The sequence below is a fragment of the Thioalkalivibrio sp. ALE23 genome, assembly GCF_000378545.1.
Taxonomy (GTDB): domain Bacteria; phylum Pseudomonadota; class Gammaproteobacteria; order Ectothiorhodospirales; family Ectothiorhodospiraceae; genus Thioalkalivibrio.
This window is the reverse complement of record NZ_KB900034.1, coordinates 216,360-228,717: the sequence shown is the minus strand read 5'-3', so window position 1 is coordinate 228,717 and position 12,358 is coordinate 216,360. Positions and strand designations below refer to the sequence as shown.

Genomic DNA, 12,358 nt, shown 5'->3' with positions numbered 1-12,358 from the left:
TCGACCCGTCTTATCCTACACCCGAAAACGCTCCACGCGCTGGCGCAATTCGGACGCCAGTCGCGAAAGCTGCTCGCTGGCCGTGGCCACCTGGCTGGAGGCGCTGAAGCTCTCGTCCGCCACGGTGCTGATGTTCTGCACGTTGCGGTTGATCTCCTCGGAGACGGTGCTCTGCTCCTCGGCCGCGCTGGCGATCTGGGTGGTCATCTCGTCAATCGTGCGGATGGACTGGCTCAGCTGCTCCAGGCGATCGCGCACACCGTGGACTTCCTCGACCACGCTGCGGGCACTGTTCTCGTTGGTCTCCATCGCGCCCACTGCGTTCTTCACGCCCTTCTGCAGGCCGGTAATGATCGACCCGATCCGTTCGGTGGATTCGTGGGTACGACCGGCCAGCACGCGCACCTCGTCGGCCACCACCGCGAAGCCCCGTCCGGCCTCGCCGGCCCGCGCCGCCTCGATCGCCGCGTTCAGGGCCAGCAGATTGGTCTGCTCGGTGATCTCCTGAATCATGTTCAGGATCTGGCCGATCTCCTCGCTCTTCTCGGCCACCTCGCGCACCGCATCCGCCGAGGAATGGATCTCGGACGACAGGCGATCCACCGCATCGGCGGTCTGGCGCGTGGTCGCGTTGGCCTCGGTCGCCGCCTGATCGCCGGCCCCCGCCGCATCCGCCGCCGATTGCGTATTGCTGGCCACCTCGGCCACCGTCGCCGACATCTCGTTCATCGCCGTGGCGACCTGATCGGTCTCCTCCTTCTGGCTGGCCACGCCGTTGCGGGTCTGCTCGGCCACCGCGGCCAGCTGATCGGTCGCCGAGGCCACCTGCTCGCCGGAGTCCACCACCTGACGGACCAGCATCTGCATGTCCTGCGTCATGGTATTGAAGGCCTCAGTGGCCACGCCGATCTCGTCACACCCCTTGACCGGCAGCGGATCGCCGCGCAGGTCGCCGTCCGCCATTTCCACCGCCCGCGCCCGCAGGGCATCGATCGCACGCACCAGGTAACCGGCCAGCAGCACCGCCATCAGCACCCCGGCGAGGATGGCCACCCCCGAGGTGCCGATCATGATGCCCGCTGCACGAACCTGCGCGCTGCGGGCCGCCTCGGTCATTGCCTCGCTTTCCGCGGTCAGGACCCGCTGCATGTCCTGCAGACCTTCTTCCATGGTCTCCAGATGGGCCAGGGTCTGGCGGCTGTAGGTCGCCTCCGCCTCGCTGTCATCGCCGTCACGGACCGCATCGGTGATCGCGTGCGCGCTGGCATGCAGGTTGTAATGCGGCTGCTCCAGGCGGTCGAAGACCCTCTGAAACTCCGGACTGGCCATCTCGTAGGCCTCGGAATCCTGGAAGTCGTAATACCACTGGCCGAAGTTGCACTGGGTATGATCCAGTTCGCCGGTGAACTCGCTGCCCGTCAGCAACGACTGCGACAGATCCAGCGCCCATTTGACATGCTGGCTTTCCATCTGAATCTGGAACTGCACGTCCTCCATGCGTTCCATCGCGGCCTCATACTGCGCCGTGGTATGGCGATCACCGGTAAGACTGGTGACCGCCATTACCAGCATCAGCAGCAGGACCACGCCAAAGGCGAGCCCCAGTTTGGTGCGCAGCTTGAGATTGGCGAGCCATTGCATGGCGATTCCCCCTTGTGAGCCGGAATACTTTGATTGTCGTGACGGATTTAACGTCCCGGAAAAATGAAACTTAAATCACAAGAGGGCCCCGCGTCTTCAAAGACCCGGCGCCACGCTGCGACATCAGGGGGCAACACCCCGCGCCCTGAACCATTGCGGTGCAGGGTTTCGGGGTGCTTGGGGAACGGGGGAAGGAAAAACGGGCGTCAGGCGGAGCGAGGTCCCGTGCCCTGCAGTGCCGGTTGCAGATGCGCAAGCACGCGGTCGATCAGCTCCATGTCGGCGAGCATCGCGCGCACGCCCGAGTCCAGCCGCGACTGCCCGCTCATCACATGGCCCACGTCCAGGAACCGCGCACCCTGCATGACCCGCAACGGGCCCAGCACGCGGCGTTCCTCGCTCAGCCAGAGGGCCAGATAAAGCGCGTCGTACTTGAGCCCGACGCTGACTGCGATCACCTTGTCATCCACTTCGCGCAGGGTCAGCAGGGCCTCGCGCAGCTCCCGGGGCAGGGTCGCGCGCACGTGTCCGGCATCGACACTGGCCCCCTCCTCCGGCCCCACCAGGAAGGCCTCATCAAAGCGTTCGTCCCCGGTGGGGACCGTCTGCCCGCTCAGCGCACGCGCCAGCACGGAGGAGTTGGGGTTTACCGCCACCCCCGGGTTGACGTCGCCATCGGTGCGCACGCGGAACAGCAACCCGCTGAAGACCTGTTCCGTACTGCTGTTCTTCCCGCCACTGCGGTACTTGAGATCGGCGTGAACCGCCTCGAACTGCAGACCCTGGCGACCCCCCGAGAACCGATGCTGCGCCCCGCCCGAATTCCAGTGCCGGATCAGACCCAGGGTCACCCACGGTTGCACCCATTCCCGAGCGTTGACGTCGATGCGGTAATCCAGCCCCCGGCCGGTCGCCTCGGCAATCCGGGGGACCAGTGCCGTACAGGCCTCGCTTTCCCATTTCTGCTGCGCCCGGCGAAACAGGGCAAAGCTCAGGACGAACAGCACCATCACCGCGGCGGTGCTGGCGAAAGCCAGAAACGGCTGCACGGCCTCCAGTCCTTCCTCGAGGCCCCACCCAGCAGATAGATCGGGCCGTTCACGCCCACCAGCAGCACCAGAACGATCGCGATCAGGCGCAGGATGGCGCCCCGTCGCAGTGAGCGGCGGGTCTGTTCCAGCTCCTGCAGCTGGGGGCGCAGCTCCGCGACCAGATCATCGGGATCGGCGGTGGCCGGGCGCGCGGTGGTTTCGGTGGCCGCGGGCGGGCTCTCCCACAGGCGGAACACGTGGCTGTCGGCGCGGCCGGTCTCGCGCTCGCGGCGTTCGGCGGCACGCTTTCTGCGGTGCTCGCGCACATGCGTGAACACGTCGATCGCGGTCTTGAGCACCACCAGCAGGGCCAGCGCCGCCATGGGCGACCCCAGATACGTAACCAGTCCGCCGCCGGCGAGGATGGTGACATGCAGGACGACGATCCGCTTGTACGGCGCGACCATCACCTCGTTGGCGGTCACGCTCTCGTACTCGCGCCGGCCGATGAAGTTCAGCACATAGGACGTGCCGTGGCTCAGCAGCAGCGCCAGAAACGGGATCATCAGGCCGAAGTCGGACGCAGCATGGTCATCGGGCCGGAACATCGTCACCACGAAAATGCCGTGGACCATGGTGAACATGCCGTAATGGAACAGGAAGAACGGCGCCATGAACCATGCGCGGTTCTCGCCCTTGCGGCGTGCGAGGGTCACGAACCGGGTCACGGTGAACAGGCCGATCACCAGGTTCTCTGCCCAGAACAGCAGCAGGACCTCGTAGACCGTCCAGTCAAAGAACACCACGCCGGCCAGTGGAAGGCCGTTCACGGCGACCAGCAGAAGGGAAGTCACCAGTACCCGATCACGCATGCAAGCACTCCGGCAGGAAGTTCGCGGGCCGTCATGGCCCGCCGCCCGGAAGCTTAAACGGTCCCCCGCCCCGGCAACCCCTCCATATGCAGGGGGCCGCGCCGCCACAACCGATCCGGTATCCTGCCCGCATGTTCCGCAGCCTGGTCTACGACAGCCTGATTCTGCGCATGACCGCGCGCTGGTACGCCGCGGTCCTCGAGCGTCTGCCGCCGGGCGCGCACCTGCTGGACGTCGGCATCGGCACCGCCGGCGCGCTGCTGGCCAATACGGACACCGTCAGGCAGAAGAACCTCACCGTGACCGGCATCGACATCGACGCCGACTACATCGACCGTGCCCGCCGGCAGGTCGCGGCAGCGGCGCTGTCCGACCGGGTCACGGTGCATTGGCGGTCGGTGTACGACCACAACGGCGAGCCCTGCGACGCGGTGTATTTCTCCGGGAGTTTCATGCTGCTGCCCGACCCGGTCGGGGCCCTGCGCCACTGCATCGGCCTGCTGCGCCCGGGCGGGCGGATCTACTTCACCCAGACCATCCAGCAGCGCCGATCGCCGGTGCTGGAGCGGCTCAAGCCCGCCCTGCGCAGGCTTACCAGCATCGACTTCGGCCGCGTCACCTACGAGGAAGACTTTCGCGCCCAGCTGGATGCCGCCGGTCTGTACATCGAGGAATGGACCGTGATCCAACGCCACGGGGCACGCGCCGCCTGCCTGGCCGTCGCATCGCCGAAGTAGTGTTAGCCTGTGTCCATGCTGAACGCACGACTTTTCCGGATCCCGCTTCTGGTGTGCGGGCTGCTGCCCGGTCTGGCCTTCGCCGGGACCCTGCAGTTTGCCCCGCTGCCGATGCAGGATCCGGAAACGGTGATGCGCGAGACGCAGCCGATGCTCGAGTACCTGAGCCAGGAACTGGAGGTCGATTTCGAGATCCGCTACGCCACGGACTACGACGAGATCCTCGAACGTTTCCACAACGGCACGGTGGACCTGGCCTATCTGGGTCCCCTGCCCTATGTCTCGCTGCGCGCCCGCTACCCCGAGGCCACACCGGTGGTGGCCTTCCGCGAACCCGGAGGTGAGGCGCAGTACACCTGCTCGGTGGTGATGTTCGCCGACGAACGCCGCCCGCTGGACGATCTGACCGACCAGCCGGTGGCACTGACCCAGCCCCTGTCCACCTGCGGCTATCTGGCCACCGCGCACCTGCTGCGCGACGGCGGCATCCGGCTCGCGGCCACCGACTACCGCTACCTCGGCCACCACGACGACGTGGCCCTCGCCGTGGTGCGCGGCGAGGCCCTGGCCGGCCGGCTGAAGACCCACATCGCGCGCAATTATGCGCACCTGGGCCTGGTGACGGTGGCCGAGAGCGAACCGCTGCCCGGCTTCGCTCTGGTCGCCAATCGCGATACCGTCAGCGACGCACGGCTGCAGGAACTGCGCGAGGCGCTGGTTCGTCTGCGGCCCGCAGAATCGGACGAGGACGCCGAACGCATGGCCGAATGGGGCGAAAGCCTGCGCTACGGCGCGCAGGCGGTCGACGATGAGGATTACGCGGCGGTACGGCGGCTGCACGGCGAGGTCGCGATTCCCGAGCTCGGGCTCCCCGACCTGACGGCCCCCGCACCATGACCCTGGACCGTCGTATCATCTGGCTGCTGGCCGCGGCGGCCTGGGTGCTCGTCCTGCTGTTTTTGTATCTGAACTGGCAGGACAAGGCAGGCATGCACGAACAGCGCCAGACCGCGACGCTCGACACCGCCTACCAGGCCGCGGTCAACAGTTTTGACCTCGCCGCGCAGGCGTACTTCCGCGAAGCGGTCAATCGCACCGAGGTCGTGGAACTGCTGCGCGCGGGCCAGCAGGCCGAGGACGAGGCGGAGCGCGCCCGCCTGCGCGGGCGGCTGTATCGCACCCTGTGGCCAACCTATGACCGCCTGCGCGAAGGCGAACTGCGGCAACTGCATTTCCACACCGCCGAGGGAATCAGCTTTCTGCGCTTTTTCTCGCCGGAATACCTCGGTGATGATCTGTACGCGACGCGACCACTGATCCGCGAAGTTCACCGCACCCGCGAACCGGCGGCCGGGTTCGAGACCGGGCGCTCGCTGTCCGGTTTTCGCTATGTCTATCCGCTGCACGACGGGGACGAATTCGTCGGCAGCGTGGAGTTCAGCATCCCGTTTCGCTACGTCCGCGAGATGATGAACGAGCTGGACGAAACCCGGGAGTTCCAGCTGATCCTGCGGCGCGACGCAGTGGAGGACAAGGTGCCGCCGGGTTTCCTCTCGCTGCACGAGACCTCCTGCCTGCACCCGGATTACGTCCTCGAGGACACCAGTCTGGTGTTCCCCGACTCGCCGCGGCCGCCGTCGGAAGAGATCCGTGTGATCAGCCAGCAGCTGGCCGATGACCCGGGCACCGCCGAGGCGATCGATGCGGGGGCGCGGGGGGTGCTCTCCGTCGAGCTGGAGGGCGCGACCTGGGCGGCCAACCTGCTGCCGATCACCGATCCGGCCGGGGACCGCGTGGCCTATGTGGTCGCCTACACCCCGGACCCGCTGACCGGCGTGTTCCGGCGCGAATTCGCCGCCGCCGCGCTGGGCGCCACGCTGCTGATCGGCCTGGCCCTGCTCCTGCTGCTGCGGCTGGTGACTTCCCGTGAACGTCTGCGCAACCAGCGCGCCTACCAGCAGGCCATCACCAACACCATGGCCGAAGGCCTGTATGCCCAGGACGAGGCCGGCCGCATCACCTTCATCAACCCCGCAGCCAGCGAGATCCTGGGATATCGGCCGGAGGACCTGCTGGGCAAGGACGCCCACACCCGGTTCCATCGGCACGCCGGCAACCTGTACCCCGATGAGCGCGACTGCCCCATCCGCCAGCGCGTGACCACGGGGCAGGTTTTCGAGGGCGAGGAAGCCTTCCGCCATCAGGACGGCCGCCCGATCCCGGTGGAGGTGTCCAGCCGGCCGCTGTACCAGGAAGGGGTCCGGACCGGCGCGGTCACCCTGTTCCGCGACATCAGCGAACACAAGCGGGCGCGGGAACGACAGAAACTGGCCGCCAGCGTGTTCACCAGCGCCAACGAGGCGATCATCATCACCGACCCGCAGTCCCGGATCCTGATGGTCAACGAGGCCTTCACCCGGCTGACCGGGTACACACCGGAAGAGGTCGAGGGTCACAACCCGTCGATCCTCGGTTCCGGACGCCAGGACGCAGCGTTCTATCGCCGGATGTGGCAGGACCTGCGGGAAAACGACTACTGGCACGGCGAACTGTGGAACCGGCGCAAGAACGGCGAGCTCTACCTGCAGCTGGGCACCATCAGCGCGGTACGCGACGAACACGGAGAGCTGCTGCACTACGTGGGCCTGTTCTCCGACATCACCGAACGCCGCGAATACCAGGAGAGGCTCGAATTCCTCGCGCATTACGACCCGCTGACCGAACTCCCGAACCGCGTCCTGCTGCTCGACCGTCTGCGCCAGGCCATGCAGCTCGCCACGCGCGAAAGCCGCCGGGTGTGCGTGGCCTACCTGGACCTGGACGACTTCAAGGACATCAACGAGCAGTGGGGACACGCGACCGGTGACCGGATGCTGCTGGAACTCGCCCGGCGGCTGGAGGCCGGTCGCCGCGAGGGCGACACCGTGGCCCGGCTGGCCGGCGACGAATTCGTCCTGGTCCTGGTCAACCTCGACAGCGACGAGCAGTGCCGCGCCCTGATCGACGAGCTGCTGCGCACGCTGCAGCGGCCGATGCGGATCGACGGGCAGAACCTGAGCTGCAATGCCAGCATCGGCGTGACCACCTATCCGCAGGCCGACGAGGACGTGGACGGCGAACAGTTGCTGCGTCAGGCCGACCAGGCCCTTTACCAGGCCAAGCTGCAGGGCAAGAACCGGCCGTACTTCTTCGACGCCGCCGGGGATCGTCGCCTGCGCGATCGCCACGAGACCCTCGAACGGCTGAAGCTCGCGCTGGAACGCGAGGAGTTCGTGCTGTTCTACCAGCCCAAGGTGAACCTGCGCACCCGCGAGGTCATCGGCGCGGAGGCCCTGATCCGCTGGCAACATCCCGAACGCGGACTGCTGCCCCCGGGCGCCTTCCTCGACGACCTGCTGGAACAGCCGCTGGAAGTGGATGTCAGCCGCTGGGTGATGGAACAGGCCCTCACGCAGGTCAGTGCCTGGCAGGCCAGCGGCATCCACCTGCCGGTCAGCGTGAACGTGCCGGCCGAGCACCTGCAGGAGCCGGATTTCTTCGAGCAGATCGCCGAACTGCTCGGACGTTTCCCCGATCTGCCCGCCAACAGCCTGGAACTGGAGATCCTCGAATCCAGCGCCCTCGCCAGCCTCGCCCACGTCTCGCGCGTGATCGAACGCTGCGCCGCGCTGGGCGTGCAGTTCTCGCTGGACGACTTCGGCACCGGCTACTCGTCGCTGTCCTACCTCAAGCGCATCCCGGTGCAGGTGGTCAAGATCGACCGCAGCTTTGTCGGCGACATGCTCGAGGACCCCGACGACCTCGCCCTGCTGGAAGGCATCATCCAGCTCGCCCAGGTGTTCCAGCGCCAGATCATCGCCGAAGGCATGGAAACCCCCGAGCAGGGCGAGCGCCTGCGGGAACTCGGCTGCGAGGTCGTCCAGGGCTACGGCATCGCACGCCCGATGCCCGCCGCAGAGATTCCCCAATGGCTGGCCCAGTGGCAGGCGGGATGAACGCCCTGTTCGCGTTCCTCGCGCCGTTTCGCGGGCTGGCGCGCGTGTTCGACCCGGGGCTGCGCGGCCTCGTCATCGGGCCCTTGCTGATCAATATCGGGGTCATCGTCGGGATCGGTGTCGCCGCCGGATTCGGCTTCGAGATCCTGCTGGACACCTGGCTGCCGGCCGGCTGGGACTGGCTCGCCTGGTTGCTCTGGCCGCTGTTCGTGCTGACCCTGCTGGTGGGCTTCGGGGTCTCCGCGGTGGCCCTGGCCGCGATCATCGCCAGCCCTTTCTCCGGACCGCTGGCCTACCGCACCGCCCGGGGCCTCGGCCACGAACCGCGCCAGTCCGCGCGCTCGCTGGCGGGCGAGATGGGCCACGCCACGGCCACCGCCCTGCGCAAGTTCGGCTACTACGCGCTGCTGTTCATCCCGGTGCTGCTGATTACCGTGATACCCGGCCTCAACCTGCTGGCCTCGCTCGCCTGGTTCGTGTTCGGCAGCTGGGTTCTGGCGGTGGAGTTCCAGGAGCCGCCGCTGGCCAACGACGGGTTGACCTTTGCCGAGATCCGCAAGGGCCTGGGCCGGCGCCGTCCGGAGACCCTCGCGTTCGGCGCCGGAACGACCCTCCTGGCGATGGTGCCGGTGGTCAACCTGCTGCTGGTCCCGGCGGCAGTGATCGGCGCCACCCACCTGTGGGTGCGCCAGCAGCCGCGAGGCTGAGGGGACGGGACAGGGTCAGGACGCGTTGCGCGTCGGGGAGGTCTTCCTGCCGCTCACCGTTCCAGCCTTTCGGTCAGACGGCGGAATTCCTCGCGGATCTTGTCGTTGCGGAATTCCGCGGTTTCCGGGACCTGCAGCTCGGACAGGGTCTCGAAGGTGTCCAGGCCATCGCGGATCAGATCCGCCACGTTGGCGCTGAGCTGCACGGTCCGGTAGGTATTGACCGCTACCTGCTTCTCGTAACGGCTGATCTCCAGCGCCTCGGCCACCTGTTCGCGCTGGCCGGTCACCACCTCCAGGTACAGGTCGATCGCCTGTCGGGTCAGCTCGTTGGCCGCGATATTGGACTCCAGGCTGTCGCGGTGCCCGCCCTCGCGGATCAGTTCCCGCGACTCGGCGATGATCTCGTCGGCCTCTTCGCGGTAGGCCTCCAGGCGCGGCACGATCTCCTCGTCCACCCGTTCGACAAAGCGCTCCTGCATGGTCACCACCAGCCGATGCAGGATCACCACCATGCCGTAGTAACGACCGGCCACATTGAGGTTTTCTCCGCTCTCGCGGGTGAGCTCCTCGAGACGCTGCGTCAGCGTGCGGATGCTGCGGAACACCACCGCCATGGACACCACGTCGTCGCCGATCGCCGAGCTCATCCACAGTTCCAGCTGGTCCGGCGGCATGGACAGCCCCACGCCTTCCAGCGCCGTGGCCATCTCGCCCTTGAGCGCCTCCAGTTCCTCCTCGTAGGCGGCGATGTTGCGCTCGCGTGCCTCGATCAGGCGGTCGAAGTCACCCCGGGTGCGGGCGGTCATCTCGCGCAGGGTCTCGGTGGGCGTGAACCGAGCGAGCGTGCTGGCATCCGTATCCGGCGCGAACATCCGCTCCTCGCGCAGATCGGCCCGACGTTCCTGCTCGGTCATGATCCGGTCTTCCAGCTCCCGGTACTGGCGGCGCATGGACACGATCTCGGGCACGTCCATGACCTCCAGCGCGTCATCGATCAGGTCGTCGATGTCCTCCCGGGCGCTCTGCTGATCGCGCCTCAGCCAGCGGCTTTCCGGCAGCTCGGTCAGCTCGTCGAAGTGCCGGCTCGCTTCGCCCAGCAGCTCCACCGCCCGACGCTGGTCGAACGACAGCGCGTCCTCCTCGCCGTCATCCTCCTCCACCACCTCCTCGACAGCGACCCCGTCGAGCTCCGCCGGATCCTCGCGGTCCGAGGCCGCCACCGGGGCGCAGACCAGCGCCAGGCCCGCGAACACCGCCAGTACTTTCCACATCATCGCATGCCCTCCAACACTCGGCTGGTTCTGCACTGGAACGAAGACGCCCGGACCGCCCTTCGAGTTCGACGACGACGGGATCGTCGAACACGGACCATACACCCAGCTGGAACTGCCCTAGGTGTTACGCGCCAGCCAGCGGTCCAGGGCATTGCCGAAGGCCTGACGGTCGCGCGGGCCCAGTGCCGCCGGCCCGCCGGTGTCGACCCCGCTGGAGCGCAGAGTGTCCATGAAGTCGCGCATGCTCAGGCGCTCGCGGATATTGTCGCGGGTATAGAGCTCGCCCCGCGGGTTGAGCGCCTCGCCGCCCTTTTCGATCACATCGGACGCCAGCGGGATGTCCGCGGTGATCACCAGATCACCCGCCTCGAGCCGCCGCACGATCTCGTTATCCGCCACGTCGAAGCCACTGCCCACCCGGATCGAGTCGATCAGCTTCGACGGCGGCGTGCGCACCGGCTGATTGGCCACCAGGGTCATCGCCACCCCGGTGCGCTTCGCGGCCCGGAACAGGATCTCCTTGATGACCGCCGGACAGGCGTCCGCGTCCACCCAGATCTTCATGCCGATGCCCTCGCCTGCCCCGACATCCGACGGACGGGCACGCGGGACCCTCGGTCGGTCACTGACCCCTTTATCATGGTTCCCTCGCGGCAGTTCGGACGCCTCAGTCCGGATCGATTCCCAGGTCCGCAGCCACCGCAAGCCAGTAGGGCTCGGCCTCGCAGGAGCAGCAGTCGCACCAGACCTCCACGCCTTCGTGCATGCTCGGACTCCGGGCGGCGGCCGTCGGCGTGCCCTCGGCGCCGGTCTCGCTGTCGCACTCTTCCGGCCGCCCCGTCGGAGTGCCCGGATCCGGGGGAGCACCCGAACCCGACGTTGCGGGAATCCTCTGCATGACCATACCTCCCGTGCCGCCGGCACCCTTCAGTAACTTTTACGTATAGACCATCGCCCCGGCGGGCTGGTGTTCCGGCCCTGCACGTGATATCCGTGCGTTCGACGCGATACACGCCGCTACCGGAGCACCGCATGGGCATTGAAATCACCGGCATTCTGGGCCTTGTCTGGCTGCTGATCATCATCTGGGCGATTGTCCGGACCGCACAGAGTCCCGCCGGCCCGGTGGTGAAGGTCCTGTGGATCCTGATCCTGCTGTTCCTGCCCCTACTGGGGCTGATCGCCTGGCTGCTGCTCGGACCGAAGTAGGCCTCCGCGCACCGCGGTCCGCTCCGCGGGAGCGTGCTTCAGCCCAGTTCGTGCTCCAGCAGCGAGGCCAGGGCGTGCAGCATGGCCTGGCGACGCACCTCATGACGCTCGCCGTCGAAGTGCCGCGTCTCGGTGCGCACGGCTCCGTAGCGCGCCTGCCAGCCGAAGCACACCATGCCCACCGGCTTGTCCGGTGAACCGCCGGCCGGCCCGGCGACGCCGGTGACCGACAGGGACAGGTCGGCGCCACTGTGCGTCAGGCCGCCCGTGGCCATCGCGGCCGCCACCTCTTCGCTCACGGCGCCATGGGCCTCCAGCAACGCCGGGTCCACGCCCACCAGACGGGTCTTGGCCGCGTTGCTGTAGGTCACCCAGCCACACTCGAACCAGGCGGAACTGCCGGGCACATCGGTCAGTGCCTGGGCAATCCCGCCCCCGGTGCAGGATTCCACCGTGGCCATGACCAGCCCGCGCGCAGTCATCCGCTCGCCCAGGTCATAGACCAGGGCCGACAGCCCGGTGACATCCGCCTTGCGCAATTCGGTCATGGTGTCGCGTCTCCCGTGGGTTCTTCTTCAAAGGCCACCGCGAGGCGCCATCGGCGCCGGCCCTCACGGTCGGGATCCGCGCTGTCACAGCGCAGCACCCGACCCCGCCGCTGCAGGTTCTCGATGCGCGGATCGGGGCTCGGCACCGTCACCATCACCCCCACCCCGGCATCCACCTCGAAGCCGGTCATCAGCGCACAGCCGCCGGCGGCCAGGTCATGGATTTCCACCCGCGTGGTCTGCCCCGAACCGGTCCAGTACGCCTCCCCGGTCACGCCCACGGGGATGCGACGATCCCGTCGCCGGTCCTCCTCGCCAAACATGTCTCCATCCTTGCCCCT

General features: G+C 67.5%; 13 protein-coding genes. 5 read left to right on the top strand and 8 right to left on the bottom strand.

Annotated elements, in window-relative coordinates; genetic code table 11:
- Positions 1–15 precede the first annotated feature (15 nt).
- From F573_RS0109775 to F573_RS15410, 3 genes are all read right to left on the bottom strand, one after another.
- The gene (locus F573_RS0109775) at positions 16–1,641 is read right to left on the bottom strand and encodes a methyl-accepting chemotaxis protein (protein WP_019022438.1); all 1,626 of its coding nucleotides are present in this window, start codon (positions 1,639–1,641) and stop codon (positions 16–18) included.
- Between the two features lie 206 nt (positions 1,642–1,847).
- Positions 1,848–2,690: a hypothetical protein gene (locus F573_RS15415; protein WP_019022437.1), complete on the bottom strand. Its 843-nt coding sequence runs from the start codon at positions 2,688–2,690 to the stop codon at positions 1,848–1,850.
- Positions 2,651–3,544 carry a DUF6498-containing protein gene (locus tag F573_RS15410; protein ID WP_019022436.1) on the bottom strand — a complete coding sequence of 298 codons (894 nt, stop codon included), beginning with the start codon at positions 3,542–3,544 and terminating at the stop codon, positions 2,651–2,653. The genes F573_RS15415 and F573_RS15410 overlap by 40 nt, the downstream gene beginning before the upstream one ends.
- 131 nt (positions 3,545–3,675) lie before the next feature.
- On the opposite strand from F573_RS15410, the gene F573_RS0109765 reads away from it, so the two are divergent.
- Genes F573_RS0109765 through cysZ form a run of 4 tightly spaced genes read left to right on the top strand, consistent with a single transcriptional unit; the run spans position 3,676 to position 8,983 of the window.
- Entirely contained in the window at positions 3,676–4,281 is a 606-nt protein-coding gene (locus tag F573_RS0109765; RefSeq protein ID WP_019022435.1) for a bifunctional 2-polyprenyl-6-hydroxyphenol methylase/3-demethylubiquinol 3-O-methyltransferase UbiG, read from the top strand.
- A 15-nt stretch (positions 4,282–4,296) separates the two neighbouring features.
- Entirely contained in the window at positions 4,297–5,178 is an 882-nt protein-coding gene (locus tag F573_RS0109760; protein ID WP_019022434.1) for a PhnD/SsuA/transferrin family substrate-binding protein, read from the top strand.
- Complete coding sequence (locus F573_RS0109755) at positions 5,175–8,276, top strand: EAL domain-containing protein (RefSeq protein WP_019022433.1); 3,102 nt, start codon at positions 5,175–5,177, stop codon at positions 8,274–8,276. The genes F573_RS0109760 and F573_RS0109755 overlap by 4 nt, the downstream gene beginning before the upstream one ends.
- The gene (gene cysZ, locus F573_RS0109750) at positions 8,273–8,983 is read left to right on the top strand and encodes a sulfate transporter CysZ (protein WP_019022432.1); all 711 of its coding nucleotides are present in this window, start codon (positions 8,273–8,275) and stop codon (positions 8,981–8,983) included. The genes F573_RS0109755 and cysZ overlap by 4 nt, the downstream gene beginning before the upstream one ends.
- 53 nt (positions 8,984–9,036) lie before the next feature.
- Here cysZ and F573_RS0109745 read toward each other — a convergent pair whose 3' ends face one another.
- The 3 genes from F573_RS0109745 to F573_RS15060 form a co-directional block, all read right to left on the bottom strand.
- Entirely contained in the window at positions 9,037–10,260 is a 1,224-nt protein-coding gene (locus F573_RS0109745; RefSeq protein ID WP_019022431.1) for a hypothetical protein, read from the bottom strand.
- Between the two features lie 117 nt (positions 10,261–10,377).
- Positions 10,378–10,824, bottom strand: a complete 447-nt coding sequence (locus tag F573_RS0109740; RefSeq protein WP_019022430.1) for a YaiI/YqxD family protein — start codon at positions 10,822–10,824, stop codon at positions 10,378–10,380.
- 103 nt (positions 10,825–10,927) lie between these two features.
- The gene (locus tag F573_RS15060; RefSeq protein WP_155986652.1) at positions 10,928–11,158 is read right to left on the bottom strand and encodes a hypothetical protein; all 231 of its coding nucleotides are present in this window, start codon (positions 11,156–11,158) and stop codon (positions 10,928–10,930) included.
- A 134-nt stretch (positions 11,159–11,292) separates the two neighbouring features.
- On the opposite strand from F573_RS15060, the gene F573_RS14875 reads away from it, so the two are divergent.
- Complete coding sequence (locus tag F573_RS14875) at positions 11,293–11,469, top strand: PLDc N-terminal domain-containing protein (RefSeq protein ID WP_018870463.1); 177 nt, start codon at positions 11,293–11,295, stop codon at positions 11,467–11,469.
- A 38-nt stretch (positions 11,470–11,507) separates the two neighbouring features.
- On the opposite strand, the gene F573_RS0109725 is transcribed toward F573_RS14875, so the two are convergent.
- Both F573_RS0109725 and F573_RS0109720 read right to left on the bottom strand, forming a co-directional pair.
- Positions 11,508–12,017 carry a CinA family protein gene (locus tag F573_RS0109725; RefSeq protein ID WP_019022429.1) on the bottom strand — a complete coding sequence of 170 codons (510 nt, stop codon included), beginning with the start codon at positions 12,015–12,017 and terminating at the stop codon, positions 11,508–11,510.
- Entirely contained in the window at positions 12,014–12,340 is a 327-nt protein-coding gene (locus F573_RS0109720) for a PilZ domain-containing protein (RefSeq protein WP_019022428.1), read from the bottom strand. Before F573_RS0109720 ends, F573_RS0109725 begins: the two co-directional genes overlap by 4 nt.
- Positions 12,341–12,358: the final 18 nt, after the last annotated feature.

What these genes read in the sequence shown, in the direction of transcription:
- F573_RS0109720 (WP_019022428.1), bottom strand. Translation starts at nt 12,340, where the DNA reads ATGTTTGGCGAGGAGGACCGGCGACGGGATCGTCGCATCCCCGTGGGC.
- F573_RS0109740 (WP_019022430.1), bottom strand. Translation starts at nt 10,824, where the DNA reads ATGAAGATCTGGGTGGACGCGGACGCCTGTCCGGCGGTCATCAAGGAG.
- F573_RS0109765 (WP_019022435.1), top strand. Translation starts at nt 3,676, where the DNA reads ATGTTCCGCAGCCTGGTCTACGACAGCCTGATTCTGCGCATGACCGCG.
- F573_RS0109760 (WP_019022434.1), top strand. Translation starts at nt 4,297, where the DNA reads ATGCTGAACGCACGACTTTTCCGGATCCCGCTTCTGGTGTGCGGGCTG.
- F573_RS14875 (WP_018870463.1), top strand. Translation starts at nt 11,293, where the DNA reads ATGGGCATTGAAATCACCGGCATTCTGGGCCTTGTCTGGCTGCTGATC.
- F573_RS0109755 (WP_019022433.1), top strand. Translation starts at nt 5,175, where the DNA reads ATGACCCTGGACCGTCGTATCATCTGGCTGCTGGCCGCGGCGGCCTGG.
- F573_RS0109745 (WP_019022431.1), bottom strand. Translation starts at nt 10,260, where the DNA reads ATGATGTGGAAAGTACTGGCGGTGTTCGCGGGCCTGGCGCTGGTCTGC.
- F573_RS0109725 (WP_019022429.1), bottom strand. Translation starts at nt 12,017, where the DNA reads ATGACCGAATTGCGCAAGGCGGATGTCACCGGGCTGTCGGCCCTGGTC.
- F573_RS0109775 (WP_019022438.1), bottom strand. Translation starts at nt 1,641, where the DNA reads ATGCAATGGCTCGCCAATCTCAAGCTGCGCACCAAACTGGGGCTCGCC.
- cysZ (WP_019022432.1), top strand. Translation starts at nt 8,273, where the DNA reads ATGAACGCCCTGTTCGCGTTCCTCGCGCCGTTTCGCGGGCTGGCGCGC.
- F573_RS15060 (WP_155986652.1), bottom strand. Translation starts at nt 11,158, where the DNA reads ATGCAGAGGATTCCCGCAACGTCGGGTTCGGGTGCTCCCCCGGATCCG.
- F573_RS15410 (WP_019022436.1), bottom strand. Translation starts at nt 3,544, where the DNA reads ATGCGTGATCGGGTACTGGTGACTTCCCTTCTGCTGGTCGCCGTGAAC.